At 53.2% G+C, this 16,831-nt stretch carries 13 protein-coding genes and 1 pseudogene; 7 read left to right on the top strand and 7 right to left on the bottom strand.

Going from position 1 to position 16,831, the window contains the following annotated elements; all coding sequences use genetic code 11:
• Positions 1-9: 9 nt before the first annotated feature.
• The 4 genes from larB to CA13_RS21050 all read left to right on the top strand — a co-directional run bounded on the left by larB (position 10) and on the right by CA13_RS21050 (position 3,888).
• The gene (gene larB / locus CA13_RS21065; RefSeq protein WP_146399984.1) at positions 10-837 is read left to right on the top strand and encodes a nickel pincer cofactor biosynthesis protein LarB; all 828 of its coding nucleotides are present in this window, start codon (positions 10-12) and stop codon (positions 835-837) included.
• Between the two features lie 195 nt (positions 838-1,032).
• Entirely contained in the window at positions 1,033-1,896 is an 864-nt protein-coding gene (locus CA13_RS21060; protein WP_146399982.1) for an NAD(P)H-hydrate dehydratase, read from the top strand.
• 58 nt (positions 1,897-1,954) lie between these two features.
• The gene (locus CA13_RS21055) at positions 1,955-2,896 is read left to right on the top strand and encodes a bifunctional riboflavin kinase/FAD synthetase (protein WP_146399980.1); all 942 of its coding nucleotides are present in this window, start codon (positions 1,955-1,957) and stop codon (positions 2,894-2,896) included.
• Entirely contained in the window at positions 2,896-3,888 is a 993-nt protein-coding gene (locus CA13_RS21050) for a DHH family phosphoesterase (RefSeq protein WP_146399978.1), read from the top strand. Before CA13_RS21055 ends, CA13_RS21050 begins: the two co-directional genes overlap by 1 nt.
• A 117-nt stretch (positions 3,889-4,005) precedes the next feature.
• On the opposite strand, the gene CA13_RS21045 is transcribed toward CA13_RS21050, so the two are convergent.
• A complete protein-coding gene (locus CA13_RS21045; RefSeq protein WP_146399976.1) occupies positions 4,006-6,111 on the bottom strand; it encodes a membrane or secreted protein in 2,106 nt (701 codons plus the stop codon).
• A 113-nt stretch (positions 6,112-6,224) separates the two neighbouring features.
• Between CA13_RS21045 and purB the strand changes: the two genes are divergently transcribed.
• Both purB and CA13_RS21030 read left to right on the top strand, forming a co-directional pair.
• Positions 6,225-7,661 carry an adenylosuccinate lyase gene (gene purB, locus CA13_RS21040; protein WP_146399974.1) on the top strand — a complete coding sequence of 479 codons (1,437 nt, stop codon included), beginning with the start codon at positions 6,225-6,227 and terminating at the stop codon, positions 7,659-7,661.
• A gap of 140 nt (positions 7,662-7,801) precedes the next feature.
• A pseudogene (locus CA13_RS21030) lies at positions 7,802-9,267 on the top strand (IS701 family transposase).
• Positions 9,268-9,308: 41 nt separating this feature from the next.
• Here the strand turns inward: CA13_RS21030 and CA13_RS21025 are convergent.
• From CA13_RS21025 to gatA, 3 genes are read right to left on the bottom strand one after another with little or no spacing between them, the layout of a single operon-like run.
• Positions 9,309-9,869: an NYN domain-containing protein gene (locus CA13_RS21025; protein WP_146399972.1), complete on the bottom strand. Its 561-nt coding sequence runs from the start codon at positions 9,867-9,869 to the stop codon at positions 9,309-9,311.
• Position 9,870: 1 nt separating this feature from the next.
• Positions 9,871-11,340 carry an Asp-tRNA(Asn)/Glu-tRNA(Gln) amidotransferase subunit GatB gene (gene gatB / locus CA13_RS21020; protein ID WP_146399970.1) on the bottom strand — a complete coding sequence of 490 codons (1,470 nt, stop codon included), beginning with the start codon at positions 11,338-11,340 and terminating at the stop codon, positions 9,871-9,873.
• A 10-nt stretch (positions 11,341-11,350) separates the two neighbouring features.
• Entirely contained in the window at positions 11,351-12,841 is a 1,491-nt protein-coding gene (gatA, locus tag CA13_RS21015; protein ID WP_146399967.1) for an Asp-tRNA(Asn)/Glu-tRNA(Gln) amidotransferase subunit GatA, read from the bottom strand.
• 232 nt (positions 12,842-13,073) lie between these two features.
• On the opposite strand from gatA, the gene CA13_RS21010 reads away from it, so the two are divergent.
• A complete protein-coding gene (locus tag CA13_RS21010; protein WP_146399965.1) occupies positions 13,074-13,538 on the top strand; it encodes a hypothetical protein in 465 nt (154 codons plus the stop codon).
• Positions 13,539-13,562: 24 nt separating this feature from the next.
• On the opposite strand, the gene CA13_RS21005 is transcribed toward CA13_RS21010, so the two are convergent.
• The 3 genes from CA13_RS21005 to CA13_RS20995 all read right to left on the bottom strand — a co-directional run.
• Positions 13,563-14,717, bottom strand: coding sequence for a sensor histidine kinase (locus CA13_RS21005; RefSeq protein ID WP_419194645.1), 1,155 nt, complete (start codon positions 14,715-14,717; stop codon positions 13,563-13,565).
• A gap of 136 nt (positions 14,718-14,853) precedes the next feature.
• Positions 14,854-15,441, bottom strand: coding sequence for a response regulator (locus CA13_RS21000; protein WP_419194644.1), 588 nt, complete (start codon positions 15,439-15,441; stop codon positions 14,854-14,856).
• A gap of 478 nt (positions 15,442-15,919) precedes the next feature.
• Positions 15,920-16,831 (bottom strand): CRTAC1 family protein (locus CA13_RS20995; RefSeq protein ID WP_419194643.1); only part of this gene is annotated, 912 nt, incomplete at its 5' end.

The raw sequence follows: 16,831 nt of genomic DNA, 5'->3' as shown, positions 1-16,831 counted from the left end.
CAACCGCCCATGCCCAAACTGCCCCCCAATCTGAGGCAAATTATTGCCCAAGTCGCTGCCGGAACCACGTCGGTAGCTGATGCGATGAGTGCCCTGAAACTCTCGTCACCCGAGAATCCAAAGGACCAAATGCAGCAAATTGACGGGGCAACGGTCGATTTGGGACGTCAGAGCCGGTGTGGGTTTGGCGAGGTCATTTTTGGAGAAGGGAAGAACGCCGACCTTCTGATCCGGATTATTGAAACTCAGCTGACCGCGGGACAACAAGCTTTGGCGACGCGGGTCGCTCCCAACGCCGCCGAAACGCTGCGAAACCATTTTCCGAATGGACACCACAACGCCCTCGGCCGGACGTTCCGAACCGGCGAAAAAACGGTGGAAAGTGGTGAAGCCCCCTGCCCTGCTCCGACCGAATTCTCCGAAAATATTTTTCACGCTGCCGTTGTGACCGCTGGTAGCACCGACGCGCCAGTGGCCGAAGAGGCGATGGAAACGCTTAAATGGATGGGAATCCCCACGACGCGATTCGATGACATTGGGGTCGCCGGTCCACAGCGGTTGATTGCGGCTGTCCCCAAACTTCGTAAAGCGTCCGCCGTGATCGTGATTGCCGGAATGGAAGGAGCCTTGCCTGCGGCGGTGGCCGGGCACTTAGCGTGTCCAATTTTTGCGGTTCCAACGAGTGTCGGTTACGGAGCAACACTCGGTGGTTTGACGCCGCTGCTAGGAATGCTTAGTAGTTGTGCCGCCAACGTGGCTGTGGTGAACATTGACGCAGGCTTTAAGGGCGGTTACTTGGCAGGAACCGTGATCCGCCAATTGCAGCACCGAGGCTAGAATTCCGCTGCAGCTCCATCTAAGGGCAATGAAAATCGTGAAGCGTTTTGGCCTGTACTGGAAAATGCCGAAAGACTCGACGACTTACGCTACATCCTAAATTCCCAAATTAAACTGAGACAAAGGACTAGGAAAACGCAACCGACGTATAATGTGAACCGATTCCTCTTCGAGCTCGTCCCCTAAGTGAAACCAATGCCTCCTCCGCTTCCCTTTCCGACTCGTGCGTCGGACGCCCACAAAGGCGACCTTGGCCGGGTTCTGTTGATTGGTGGCTCGCGAGGAATGGCCGGTTCAATCTCCCTTTCGGCGATTGCTGCATTGCACACCGGATCGGGCCTCGTCTCCGCGGCCGTCCCCGATCGATGCCTCGAAACCGTCGCTTCGTTTCACCCATGTTTGATGACCATTCCGCTCAAGCAGAATAGCCAAGGACAATTTTGCACTGACGCAGTATCGGAATTGACCCAGCGGATCGGCCCCTTTGATGCGATTGGCTGTGGCCCAGGGATGTCAACGAGCGAGGGAGCGATCGAAGTTGTTCGACTGTTACTTCGGCAACGAAATCGCAAGCGAGTTTTTGACGCTGATGCAATCAACTGTCTCGCAACAATGGGATGGCCAACGACAGCCACGTCCGATGCCGGGCCGATCGTATTGACTCCGCACCCAGGAGAACTCTTGCGTTTGACCGGTGTCGCCCCCTCCGAGCGTGATGGACAAATCGACGCCGCTCAAGCCTTGGCGGCTCAACACAACGTCACGATTGTCGTCAAAGGGGGCCCCACCGTTGTGGTCGCCCCCGAACAACGTTGGACCAACGACAATGGCAATCCGGGGATGGCCACTGGCGGGACCGGTGACGTTTTAGCAGGCATGATCACTTCGCTGCTGGGGCAAGGGATGTCACCGTGGGACGCTGCTCGGTTGGGCGTTTGGCTGCATGGCGCAGCAGGCGATGAGGCCGCCAAAACGCATGGCCAAGCGGGGATGACAGCCCTCGAATTGTTGCTGGCGATTCCAAAGTTGACTGCGGCCTACGAAAACGGAACGATTTAGTTCATAATGGCCCGATCGTCCTACTCCCCTGCTCTGCCCCGTTTCGTTTGCAACCACTGTGACCAAAATCGTACCGCTCGAAGAAATTACCGATGCGGCACGCCATGGAGTGATCACGATCGGCAACTTTGACGGCGTCCATAAAGGCCACGCCGTTTTGATTCGCCAGGCCAAGCGGATGGCACATGCCTTTGATGGTCCCGTCGTCGCCGTTGCATTTGACCCGCATCCAGCGGCAATTCTGAGACCGGATCAGGTGCCCCCAACATTGACGTGGCTTGAACGACGAGCCGAATTGCTCGGTGAACATGGAACCGATTTCCTCGTCGTCATTCCGACCAACAAAACCTTTTTGAACCTATCGGCAACCGAGTTTTTTGCCTCGCTCGTCCAGCAGCAGCTCGCGGCTCGTGGGATTGTCGAGGGCCCCAATTTTTTCTTTGGACGAAACCGCGGCGGCGATATCCAAACGCTTCAATCACTTTGCGACGAAGGCGGCGTCGAATTGTCGATTGCCCAGCCCTCGCGAGATTCCGATCTGATGATAAGCAGCACTCGGATTCGCGACCTCATTTCGGCCGGGAATATGAATCCAGCAATCAGCCTGCTGGGGCATCCTCACCGCATTCGCGGAAAAGTCGCTCACGGAGTTGGACGCGGAAAAAAAATCGGTTTCCCCACAGCCAATTTACATGACATCGACGTATTGGTGCCAAGTGATGGAGTTTATGGCGGGTATGCAATTGTCGGAGACGAACGCCATAAAGCGGCAATTCATATCGGGCCGAATCCAACTTTTGACGATCAACCCGATTTAAAAATCGAAATCCATTTGTTGGATTACAATGGGGACCTTTATGACCGCGAGCTGATGGTTGACTTCATCACTCGAGTGCGTGACACTCGGCGGTTTGACTCACCTGAACAACTCGTCTCGCAATTAAAACGCGACATTGAATCAATTCGCATCTCTCTCTTCCAATCCGAAAGTAAAGCCTAATGGGTGCCCAATGGAAAGCCTTTGTCAATCAAATCAGCCACTACGAATCGTTTGTCCTTGTTAGCCATATCCGACCTGACTGCGACGCGTTGGGAAGCGAACTCGGGATGGCCGAAGTGCTAAGAACGATTGGCAAGAAGGTACGAATTATCAATGCCCATCGCACACCCACCGCTCTGCAATTTCTCGACCCTGCCAGCAATATTGAAGTGCTTGGTGACAATGTCGAAGCTGAAGACATTTCCTGCGACTGCATCATGATTCTCGATACCAGTGCATGGGCGCAACTAGGTGACATGGGCGACGTGATTCGATCATCACGAGCCGACAAAATCATCGTCGACCACCACGTTGGCGAAGATGACATTGGCGCCACGATGTACAAGGACTACCAAGCCGAAGCGACCGGACACCTCGTCGTGCAAGCCGCCGACGCGCTCGGTGTTCCCTTGACACGAAGCATGGCGATGCCGCTATTCGCCGCCATCGCGACCGACACCGGATGGTTCCGGTTCGGTAGCGTAACGCCTGAAACCTATCGTATCGTTGCAAGATTGGTCGATGCGGGTGTCGTGCCAAGTGAGATCTACAGCGATCTTTACGAACGAGACACACTTGGGCGTTTGCGTTTGCGAGGTTTAATACTCTCGCGAACTCAGTCGGAAGTCGACGGCGCGCTAATGTACACGCACGTCGAAAAAGAGGACTTCGTCAAAGTCGGTGCGGAGCCAAGTGATACCGAAGACGCAATCAATTTGACCTTAGCCGTGCAAGGCACCAAAGCTGCGGTGATTTTTGTGGGGCAACTTCGTGGCGGCTTCAAGTTGAGCTTCCGAAGTCGCTGTGACATGGATTGCAACGAAATCGCTCAAATATTTGGCGGTGGTGGTCACAAGGCAGCTGCCGGAGCGTTCCAAGAAGGGACGCTCGACGATGTCAAGGCGAAAGTGTTGCCGGTCGTCATCGAAGCAGTTCGTAAAGCGACCACTTAGTGGGAATCCAACCCTTTGGGTTGCTCCGAGCATACCTTTCTCGCCCTGCGTCGATACCTTCCACGCCTGGCGCCAGTCACAGGCGAAAGGGTGAATTCGAACGCCTAAACTCAAACTTTACTTCAACATAAAGCCGTTGATTGACCAGCCGTCTTTCTCGGACTTAAAGTAGTTGCCCCCATCAGGAAGATACTTTTCAATCTTCGCAATGGGGGGCAATTTTGCGGTATCCAACTTGGCCGGATCTTCTTCGCTTTCGTCTTGAAACAATCGACGAATGACAGTCGCCATGATCGAATCGCTCTCGCGGAGCTTTCCTTGTCGAAGCAATTCATACTTGGCTCTTAGCGACAACTTGCTTCGCCCAATGCGAGCAAACGAAACTTCGTCGGCCCCAAGATCCTCGAACGCAGCTGCCACTCTCATCACCTCCGGAAGCGACGCGAAGCCACCTGCTTGGCCCTGCGTAATTCGCTTGGCAGTCTCGATCAAAAGCTCGGGATGACTCGAAAACATCAAGTAAGGGTGCTGTGAACCGGCTCCCTTACCGACCATTGCGATCGCCCAATGATCTAGCAACGGAGCAACTTCTTCGGCCTCTTCCTCTTCAAACCCCAGATCACCAAAAATATCTTCTTCAAAACTGTTGTCGCTCGACTCGCCGCGTTGGACTTTCCAAATTTCGACCCCTGGCACGACATCCACCTGACTTGCATCAGGCTCCACTTCCATTGCCTTGCGAATCGCAGTTTGAATCGCATCGGCGTTTTTCAATCGGATCGCAACAAGCATTCTTTCGGAGTTAGTATCCGCAGGCATGACATTGTCGGTGATCAATAGAATTTCATCACCAAATGCAGGTAAGACGTTCTGCAGGATGTCGATCTGAGGCCCATCCTGGTCGTCTCGGATGCCCTCCAAGGTTGGGGCAAAGATGTTGTCATCAAACGCCTCGTTCACAAGCGTCTCAGACGCTAAAAACGCTTCTTCGATCTTCCAGCGAAGTCGCCCCACACTGGCCGAGTCCTCGCCAATCCATGCGGGAATCACACCGATCCCCTCGTTCGCGAATTGGAGCATGCGTGCCGCTTTTTCGTACTTGCTCGACAATTTGGTCGTCGCCGGTGCAAGGACGAATCCGCGGTGCAATAAGTCGTACTTGGTCCCAGCAATCGCGACGATTCCGCCTGCTGCTTTCAAGGCATTGAATCCTTGATTTTCCAACAACTTCAAGATGTCGATCTGAGTCCCGCGATCAACTTCGAAGGTTTCTCGCAAAATCCGTCCCATCTCAAAAGGATGAGCAAACCATTCGACCGCAACCGTGCTGCCGCCTTCGATAAACGGCCCCTGCATCGCTCGGCTCGACCGCGTCAGCACATCTCGAAACTCTGGCAATTCGCTGATCGATTTTGTTTCTGATTCGCCAGCGATTACATCGAGCAAATCGCTTACGACGGTGTCTCGGTCGGCGGCAATGATCCGAGTGTCATCTAAAGTGATCGCAATTTGCTCGATCTTGATTTGCCCTGGTTTCTGCTTCGTCTTGTAGACACGGATCGTGTGGCCGCGATGTTCAATATCCTGCCGTGTTGCGTCATTTGCTTTGAGTTCTTCATCGATTTTTCTGATCGCATCGTTTGCCTCTTTGCTTTTGCCACGAACATCAGCGATGACGACCAAAGAAAACGGGCGCCGATTGTCTTTTTCAAACGGCAACCATGCCACCACCGCTTCACCCGATGCGATGTGATAAAGGTCGTCTGGATTTAGCCCGACGCGTTTGTCCAATGATTCGAAATAGCTCTTGGCCCGTTCGTGTTGCGCTTCGATAAACGGCTGCATCTCAGGGGCTTGCATCAGACTGCCAAAATGCGTCTTTCGCCAAGCTTTGCAGAAATCCGGCACACTGGGGATGCGTGCTAGCCCAGCGACAGAATCTGGAAGCAGTTTGATCGCGGGTGTGTAATCGGCCGCTGCCGGTTCATCACTCTTCGTTTCAGCAACTTCCGTATCCACAGCAACTTCCGTATCCACAGCAACTTCCGTATCCGCAGCAACTTCCGTATCCGCAGCAACTTCAACTTCCGTATCCGCAGTCGCGTCTTGGGCCACAGCCGCGTCTTGGGCCTCGCTGACCGAAATCGTCACCACCGTGATCCATCCAACAACGAAGCAGAAACTGAGAAAGAAACGCACGAGCGAGCTATTAGAACAGTACATTCAAAATCCGGTGATGTTTACCTGTGAGGGGGTGGCATGATTTGCCAGCTGTCCGCCAGACAGTATGTTATCGAACTCGATATGGTCCTGAAACGCCTTATAACCAAGATAGAATGACAGATACGCCCCAACGCCCCTACCAAAACCCGTTAATTGAACGATATTCGTCCACCGAAATGGCCCATTTGTGGGGGCCCGAACGGCGAATTTCGACTTGGCGAAGCCTTTGGATTGCGTTGGCGGAAAGCGAGCAGGAGCTCGGATTGCCGATTTCGGACCTTCAAATCGCACAGTTACGCAAATTCCAATCCAACCTCAACCTTCATGTCGCGGCAAAATTCGAGCGAATTCGGCGCCATGACGTGATGGCACATGTCGAAGCGTACGGCGAACAATGCCCCGACGCCAAGCCGATCATCCACTTGGGTGCGACCAGCTGTTTTGTCACCGACAATGCCGATTTGGTTCTCCTTCGCGAGGGACTCCGGCTGGTAGCCCGCCGCTTGGCCTCCACAATTCTCTGTATGAGCGAATTCGCCAAAGCCGAACGTGCCCTGCCCTGCCTCGGCTTCACCCACCTTCAACCCGCTCAGCCAACGACGGTCGGCAAACGGTGCTGCTTGTGGATTTACGATCTCGTACTCGATTTACACGAAATCGAACACAGGATCGACACGCTATGTGCCCGCAGCGCCAAAGGCACCACCGGGACGCAGGCAAGTTTTTTGGAGCTATTCGAAGGCGACCATGGAAAAGTCCGCCAGCTGGAAGCGTTGGTTTCAAAAAAACTTGGATTCGACAAGACCTATGCGGTAACCGGACAAACCTATCCGCGAAAAGTCGACAGCCAAATTCTTGATGCCTTGTCCGGCGTCGCCCAAAGTCTTCATAAAACGGCCACCGACCTGCGGCTTCTCGCCAATCGCAAAGAACTCGAAGAACCGTTCGAGGAAAAACAAATCGGCAGCTCGGCAATGGCCTACAAACGGAATCCAATGCGAAGCGAGCGAATTTGTTCACTGACCCGGTTTGTCATGAGTATGCAGAGTAGTCCCGCGATGACCGTCGCGACTCAGTGGATGGAACGTACGCTCGACGACAGTGCCAATCGTCGGTTGGTAATCCCACAATCATTCTTGGCGATCGATGCATCGCTTGTGCTGATGCAAAACGTCGCCGATGGTTTGGTCGTTTACCCCAAAACGATTGCGAAGAACTTGGCAGCCGAGTTACCCTTTATGGCGACCGAAAACATCATGATGAAAGCCGTCTCCGCGGGAGGCGACCGACAAGAGCTTCATGAACGCATTCGTGTACACAGTGTCGAGGCAGCGCGGCGTGTGAAAGCCGAAGGCGAAGCGAACGATTTGATGGATCGATTGCGAGGTGACGAGGCCTTTGCAAAAGTCGATCTCGACGCCGCTACCAATCCGCTCGATTTCGTCGGCCGGGCTCCTGAGCAAGTCGATGAATTTATCGAAGAACACATCGAACCGATCCGCCAACGATACGGCGACAGTGGTGATTTGAGTGTCGAAGTGAATGTCTAGCTGGACAGCGCCACTTCGTGGCTTCCTGATTTCGTAAGTTGTGACTGTGCCGCGAGTTATCTCGCTTGACTTGGGAGTCAAAAAGAAACGACCCTCCGTGTGCTAATTGTTTCACGACGAAACCACGGAAGGTCGCCTCTATGTCACTACAGGATATCGCATCGCTCGGAAAGATGCTCGCCCAATTTCTCGCCATCTTTGCCGATTGTTTCCACGGCGTCAAAGGCCGAAGGCTGTTTGCCGCGTATGTTCGCGGACTGCTCTCGGAACTGCAGCGAAAGAACGTCGAAGCGATTGCTTTGAAACAAGGCATTGCACCGCGAACGCTCCAACGATTCCTCGAGTCCATCAAGTGGGACCACGACGAAGTACTCCAGCGATGCCGCAACGTGATCGTCCGCGAACAGGCCGACCCGCAGGCCATCGGAGTGATCGACGAAACCGGTACGGCCAAAGCCGGCAAGGAAACCGTCGGAGTCAAACGACAATACAACGGCAATCGCGGCAAAGTTGAAAACGCGGTTGTCAACGTCGCTCTATCGTTTGCCACAGCGACTTTCCAGTGCCTGATCGCCGCCCGAACGTACTTGCCCGAAGACTGGGCCAACGACACCGCGCGCCGAAAAAAACTCATGTCCCTGACGAGGCCCAGTTTCTGACCAAGCCGCAGATCGCCTTGGTGCTGATCGACCAGGCAATGGCCGATGGCATCACCGTCAAAGCCTGGACGTTTGATGAACTTTACGGTCGTGACGGGAAGTTTCTCGATGGGCTCGACGAGCGCAAACAGGCATTCGTTGGCGAAGTACCGCCGAACTTTCGGGCATGGGCGCGGAAGCCAAAAGTGCTGCGAAAATCGAGGCAAAAGACCAAGAGGCGGCAAAAGAAATACCCTCGCTTGGCCACCAGCGACTCGAAGGCTTGCCAAGTGCAGAACTTGGCCAAGTACTCGCCCGGCCTGGCCTCGCAAACACCGCAGCGTTACCGCACACGGGACTCGCATAAGGGGCCCGAGATTTGGGAAGTTCGCTGGCATATCGTCCATCGCAAGACTCACGACGGTCGCTTGGTCAGCTCGCAATGCACATTGATCGTTGCCAAGAACGTTCGCACCGGAGAAGTAAAGTACTTCATCAGCAATCGAATTCCAGGCCGTGATGGATGGACGGTTCGCGAGTTGCTGCGAATTGCGTTCGGACGCTGGAAGGTGGAAGCGTGCTTTCGCGAAGCCAAAGAGGAATTAGGCTGGGATCACTTTGAATGCCGTGGATGGGACTGCGTTCATCGTCACATGATCGTGGCGATCGTCAGCCAATTGTTCTGTGCCCGGGTTCGTCATCGTCTGTGCCGCACGGAGGTCGTCACCGACGCTGAGCGTCTGACGCTTGAACAGGTTCGACGGGCGGCCGATGTGGTGATCCGCTGCATCGGTCTTCCCAAGCGACTTCGAGATGAGCAGTACGAAGCAGAGCGTCTCCGAATCAGCTACCATCAACGTCGTAACGCGGAAGCAAGTCGTTGCCATCGTAAGAAACGTATCGCTGACTGTCATGACCTTGGAATCGACCCCGGTCAAATCAAAAGCGTCGAGCCAAAATCCGCGTGAAACTATAACCAATAACATCAAACTGGCGCTGTCCAGCTAGGCTACTGATCAAAGCCGAATTCTCGCAACCAATCATCGACCTCGGCTTTGGGAACGCCCCCCTTGGGCTTCCCAGAAGATGATGACGAGTCGTTTACCTGGGACCCGCCCTGCCCTGCCCCGTTCGATTCGGCTCGGATTGGGACGGCTAGATGAAGCTTCCCATCGAGCAAGTCATCAAGCCATTCTTGAGAATCAAACGCGATCGCGCCACGGCGTTTCGCAGCCTCTTGGATGCGGTGATCTGACGAAACAACCGCCAATTGCTTCGGTGACGAATGCTGAGCGATTCGTTCTTCAATCAAATCATCCGCTTCGGGTTGCTCAACCGCGAATTCAATCTCCACACCATTGACCGCGTACCGACTCTCGCGGTTGGGCGGCGGACGCGAGGCGTCAAACACCACTACAGTCTGATTGCGAACGCTCTCTGGTAGATGTTCACACAACCGCCGAATTAGCTGTTCACGTTCCCGCTTCAACCAATTTGCGTCGGGCCGTCTACCCGGTCCGGCTACCGGAGCGATGACGTTGTAGCCATCGAGGATCAGCAGAAGCGACATCCTATTTTCCGATCAATCGCAGAAGCGTTTCGCGTACCTGCTGTGGATTGGCATTCGGATTTTTCTTTTTCGCTTGGCCGATTAGCGAGCCCACGGCCTGTACTTTACCGCCTCGCACGTCGTCAACTACCGCAGGATTCGCATCGAGTAGTGCTTGGCATAACGCATCAATCTCGCTGCTATCGACTTGCTCGATCCCCAGCGCCGCAATCGCTTGTTCGACGGTTGATTCTTTCTCAAGTAAATAACTGAAGACGTCGCGTGCTCGAGTGTTGTCGAGTTGTCCATCCGAAACACGTTTTAGCAATTCACCCAATTGCACACTGGTTACCAAAAAATCATCGATCGAAACGTCGCGGTCCTTCAAGGTCCGCATCACATCTTGTTGAATCCATGAACTCGCTCGCTTCGCATCCCCGCTAAGCTCCGAGACTCGTTCATAATAAGCGATCATCGCAGGGCCTTGGTTGACGATCACGTCGGCATCGTACGGTTTGAGCCCATGCTGAGATTGCAGTCGAGCAAAGGTCTCTCGCGGCAATTCGCCGAGCGATTGACGAAGTTCTTCGACTCGCTCTGCTGGAATTCGAATCGGCAACAAATCTGGATCCGGGAAGTAACGATAGTCGGCCGATTCTTCTTTTTCGCGTTGGACAAACGTCCGTTCCTTGACATCATCCCATCCACGCGTGGTTTTCGGATTGTCTTCGATCGTCAATCCATCGACTTCCCAATCCGCATATTGACGCTCGATTTCATACTCGAGTGCCCGCTCGACGGCGCGAAAACTATTCATGTTTTTCACTTCGACGATCGGCGTGGCGATTTTCTTTCCGTCGAAACGGATGTGCAAATTCACGTTCGCGTCGACCCGCAAACTTCCCTCTTGCATCTCGCAATCCGAAACATCCAAATGCGTCAAGATGAGCTTAAGTTGCGTTAAATACTCTTTCACTTCGGCTGCCGATCGAAGATCAGGCTGACTAACGATTTCAAGCAGAGGTGTTCCACAACGATTCAAATCGATCCGCGTATCACTCTTTCCCGTTTGCTCATCGTGCATGCTCTTTCCGGCATCTTCTTCCAAATGAGCGCGGATGATTCCAATGTGTCGGATCGAATCGGGATCCTCGGGATCGGTGATTTCCAAGTAGCCATCGGCGCAGATCGGTAAATCAAATTGGCTGATTTGATAACCTTTTGGCAGGTCCGGATAAAAGTACTGCTTGCGGTCCCATTTGGTCATCGGTGGAATGGAACAATTGATCGCCAACCCAGCCCGAATTGCCAATTCGATCGCCTCTTCGTTCATTACCGGCAATGCCCCGGGAAGCCCGAGGCAAACCGGACAAACTTGCGTATTGGGCGGCGCACCAAACGCCGCACTGCAACTGCAGAACAGCTTGGTTTTCGTTTTGAGTTGAACGTGGACTTCAAGTCCAATGATCGTGGTGATTTCGTGTTTAGACATGGCCGCTTTTTTACTTCGTTTCGGTGAGCGGTTGAGGACGTTGTTTGTGATGATCAGTCGCAGTTTGGAAGGCACCCGCCGCAAACAGCAATCGCGATTCTTCGAGTACAGGTGCTTGCAATTGGATGCCGATCGGCAACCCCTTGGAATCCGAGCCTCCCGGAAGTGAGATCGCTGGTAAACCAGCCAAGTTGGCACCGACGGTGAACAAATCGCACAAGTACATTTGGATTGGATCGTCGACCTTCTCTCCAATGCGAAAGGCGGGCGACGGGGTCACGGGGCCGAGCAACAAGTCGCACTGTGTAAAAGCATTGTCAAAGTCGCCTTTGATCAATCGACGCACTTTCAACGCTTGGTTGTAATACTTGTCCGCATAGCCTTCGCTTAATGCGTAAGTACCGACCATGATTCGGCGTTTGACTTCGGCCCCAAAACCTTCGTCACGACTTCGACAATAAGCGGAAACAAGCGGCCCATGTTCGCTGCCGGTATCAATCGATTCGGTGCGATGACCGTAGTGGGCACCATCGTAGCGAGATAGATTGCTACTCGCTTCGCACGGTGCGATCACGTAATACGTCGGAACCCAGTATTCACTATGTGGCAAGTTGACTTCGACGAGTTCAGCGCCGCAGGATCGAAAGACCTCCCCAGCGTCTTGGACCGCTTTGCGAATCGCAGGATCGAGAGCCTCGGTTTCGGATGACTCGCTTAGAATGCCAATCTTTAATCCACGCAGGTCGGTGGTTTGTAAAATCTCCGAGTAGTTCGGTACGTACTGGTTGAGCGACGTGGAATCGCGAGGCTCGAACCCGGCAATCGCTTGCAGCAACAATGCCACATCCGGCACCGACCATGCCATCGGGCCAACTTGGTCGAGACTGCTCGCGAATGCAACCAATCCGTATCGGCTGACACGCCCATAGGTCGGTTTCAACCCCGTGATGCCACAGAATGCTGCGGGTTGACGAATCGATCCCCCCGTGTCGCTGCCGAGACTTAGTGGCACATTTCCCGCCGCCACACAGGCCGCCGCCCCACCACTGCTGCCCCCCGGGGTTCGATCGGTATCCCATGGGTTTCGCGTCACTCCGAATGCACTGGTTTCCGTACTGGCACCCATTGCGAACTCATCCATGTTCGTCTTGCCAATGATCACGGCATCGGCGACTCGCAGTTTTTCGACCACCGTCGCGTCATACGGTGGAAGGAAATCCTTTAGCATCCGCGACGAGCAGGTGGTTGGCATATCGGACGTACACAGAACATCCTTCACGGCGACTGGGATGCCCGCCAATGGTCCGAGCGGTTCCCCAGCGGCCCGTTTCGCGTCAACACGTCGTGCCGTTTCGATCGCCTTTTCAGCAGCCACGTGAGTGAACGCATTGATCGATTTTTCCGACGATTCGATAGCCGAAAGCGATTTCTCAGTGATTTCAACAGCGGTCAGGTCGCCGTTTTCCTGCAATCGCAGTAATTCCGCAGCGGAATCAAGCATGGTTTTTTGCGAGGGTTGCGAGTTGGGTAATTGGGTTGGAACAGACCAGATTATTGAAGATTGCCCACGCATCGGCTACCGGGCATGAATCGGCGCCCGAATGGATATGATGAAAGGCTGCGAATCGACGACAGACTCGAAAGAACGTGGTTTCAAAAAAGTCGACCACGCTTCGGGTTTCGGGACAACCAACCGATTGCCCCCCTGACGCAGAATTCCCCTGGACCACGGAATGAGAACCGAACGCATTGTGACCAACCCGTACCAACCGCCGCGGGAATTTACCGATCAAGAAGCTTCTGCGCCGGATGAGCGAGATACGCTTCTGCCAGACGAACTTGTGAGTCGAACCGCTTGGCATCTAAAAGCGTTTGGAGTTTTCCAATTTATCCAGCAATTCATCCCGCTGCTCTTCAGCGCCGGGCTCACAATCGATGTTTTTGCAATCGCGATTGCATCGATTGGCATGGACCTCAACAAACGCTCGTTTCGTCGATTTCCATGGACATCGGTTCTATGTGGAATCTATGCTCTTGTCTTCGGCTTGGGCTTTCTAACCCTTTTATGGAATGGTGGTCCTTGGCCGATAACATGGACGATACTTTTTTTGGGCGTCCTGTTCGCCGAGTGCACGTGGGCTTGTTTTTTGATTTACCTAATATTCCGGTGCTATTTTTGGCATCGAAATTCCATTTAACGGTCCATCAAGCTTACCAGCGCGTTAGGACCACGAAAATGAAATCGTTGCGACACAGCCTACCGGACCACCAGCCAACGTAATTTCGGCGTGATGCATTTTTGCAATTCGGTACGCTCGGCAAAGCCCAAGCCCGAGACCGCGCCCCGCTTCGCGACCGCTAAAGTAAGGATCAAAAGCATGCTGGCGTGCCTGACGAGATAGCCCCGGTCCGCTGTCAGCAACATGGATCATCACGCGATCGTCGTCCCTTACCACCGAAGCGACAATGGTTCCATCGTTGCCAATCGCATCAATCGAGTTTCGCAACAGAACCCGCAATGCTTCGCCAATCATTTCGGAGTCCGCGTCAACCGTAACCGGTTCTCGGCTAGTTTGCGTCTCAAGCCGTATCGATAGTCGCTCCAATTCACCCTCAAATTCGTCGGTTACCGAAACGACGAGTCCATTCAAATCGCATTTAACCATTTGCGGCTGAGGCGGGTTGGAATAGAACATCAAGTCCGCAATCATCTCGTGAGCGCGATAAACTTGATTGACAATCTTTTGCAGTGTTTGTTGCCGACGTGGATCAACTTCGTCACGCTGTAATTGCTGCGCACGTGTGGAAATATTTGCCAACGGATTATTGATTTCGTGGCTAAGTCCATAAGTGAGCTGCTTCAGCGCAGCCAACTTACTCTTGTGAAGCCGGCGGTCAAATGATCGTTCGATACAATCGAGATGCTGCATCTTGCGAGCGAGTTGCTGAAGCACGTCCGCCGATGGAAAGGGCACTTCGTCGCGATAGGTTTCTGCTTCGAAAGTGATCGATGGCCATTGTTCGCGCCATTCGGTTGGCACAGCGGTTCCGGAAACTTCAAGCCATAGATGCCCCTCGGCAATCCAGCGATTCTGTGGCAACGTTTTGAAAAAGCCATAGAGTTCGCTCCATCGACGTTGTTGTGCTTCCGTGAGGACGGGCGCGCCTAGAAACGCATCGCTATTGGCAAATACTCCCGAGACGTTGTCTGTCAACCAAACTGCCAAGTCCGCAAGAGTCACGCATTGTGATCCACTGAGAGATCCGCTAGAAACCGCGGCGAACAAGAACAGCGGTGGGTCCTCACGTAGACAAGCCGCGGTTCTTTTCAGATTGCTCTCGCCGATGTTACGGCCGATGAGCAGTTCCGCAATCATCTCGGTCGACTCATATGACCTCGGTAACCACCATCGGTTTGAACCGAAGCGCAGGCATGGTAGCAAACGCATCGTTGCAGTCCTCAGCAGGTCACTCGGGGCCTTAAAACTCTTTCAAAGATCGACTCAAGTCGATCTAGCCGATGACACCGCGTTCGATTTCGAGTAAATCGCACGATCGACTGATTAAATCTTCGATCGCAAACGGTTTCTGCATAAAATCGTTCGCTCCCGCTGCTTTCAAGCCGTCGACCTTGTTGTGTTCGACCATACCGGAAATACAAAGAATCTTAACCATATCTAACGATGGATCACTACGGACCCGTTGGCAGACCTCTTTGCCGTTGATATCGGGAAGCATGACATCGAGAATCACCAAGTCAGGGCGAAACTCCTTCACTCCCATCCCAGCGTCAAATCCATTGTTGGCGGTGCGAATATCAAACCGACCATCGCGTTCGAAACCATCGCTCATCAATTCAACAAGATCTTGATCATCATCAACGATCAGCAACTTCTTCTTGCCGCTTTCAAGCGCATCGGTAGGAATCCCGTTATCACGCATGAACTGATAGAGTTGTTCACGTGGAATTCGACGGAATTTGCTACCAGGAACACGAAATCCCTTAAGCGACCCGTTGTCGAAACAACGAATGATTGTTTGCTGGCTGACCTTACAAATCTTGGCCGCTTCGCCTGTTGTGAAAACCGTTTTATTGGTCATGGCAGAAACCATCCTCCCTGCACGACTAGCCGTTACCAAATGTGTAGTATTTGCCTCTTATGAAGCGACATCCCTAACAACAACACCGTGTGCCCCACCGAATGGGGTCACAGTTGCTCTCGGCACGCCTCCTTAAAAGGGCAATGGTGAACTTTGCTAGCAAAACTCGCTAGTCAAGTTTTGTTAATTTGGGTTGGCCTTCATCTGTGCGATCCGATGCACAACTATCCCAACCGTTCACCACCAGTCCTGTCTTAGCAAACTTCCTGTTCTACCGCACTAGCACATTTCAACGCTAATCTGCGGAAAGAACGCAAGCAACAAGAAACTCCGAGTCTCCCTGCCTTACCAAGCTTGCCTCGACAACGAATTCTATCGAATAGATAGTCTGGGTCAAGATCGATTTATTCCACTCAAACTGCCTAGACCCTGGATTCTAGGGGGGAACGCAGTCACCGATCGAAAAAAAGAAAAAAACTTAACGCTTGAAAAGCGTTGGTTGGCCTTCCACGATCAAGTAGCGACAATTCACTTTGGGGGCAGTGAAAATTTGTTGGAGCCCCGAGGGCCAATGAACTTTAAGTCGATCGATCGTCCCAGTTGCTTCGCTAGCATTACCTAGTCCAAACTCGACGACAGCCTCGTTTGTGCATAGTAGCCCATCGCCGCCGGTGACCCACTGAGTCAAATGAAGATCGTTGCACTCAATCGATAGTTTGGCACCAATCGCATCTCGCTCACTTGTCACTCCAGACAACTCAAACGAGATGCTGTCGCCACCCTCGGTTTGATTTTCCAAGAGTGCGGCCGGGGCTTCGAGATGATTGACCACGAGGTCGGTTCGACGATCACCATTCCAATCGAGGTTCACAACGATGCGCCCCAGTTTTGGGTCCTCCCAGTAGGGGTCCCCTAAACTTGTCGGATCGATCAAATGAAAACCATCGGTCTTTCCGCCGAACAACTGAGGTTCCATTTCAAGCGGTTGGCCCAAATGCCGATGGTCGGTGACATGCCCATTTAAGACCACGAGGTCGAGCCATCCGTCTCGATCGAAGTCAACTGCTTGAGTCCCCCATGCAACCGTTTGATGTGTGTTTTTGTATAAACCGCGGTTGGCATTCTTGTTTCCAAATAATCCCGTTGGCAATTGCATAAACAAATCGGCGGGTTGGTTCCAAAAGTTGGTGACATGCAAGTCGATAAAACCATTTCGATCAAAGTCACCCGACGCGATTCCCATACTACCTTGTCGTTCGCCCATTCGTCCCGCACCGCATCCGTATACAAGCGAGCCTTCCTTTAAAACGTTCTCTGGATTGCCCGAATCGGCTTGGCTGACCCAATATTGATTGTGTTTGGTATCGGTCGCGACAAAAAGGTCATTGCC

It is taken from the genome of Novipirellula herctigrandis, assembly GCA_007859835.1.
In the GTDB taxonomy this organism is placed as follows: domain Bacteria; phylum Planctomycetota; class Planctomycetia; order Pirellulales; family Pirellulaceae; genus Novipirellula_A; species Novipirellula_A herctigrandis.
This window is presented reverse-complemented; position numbering and strand designations above follow the sequence as displayed.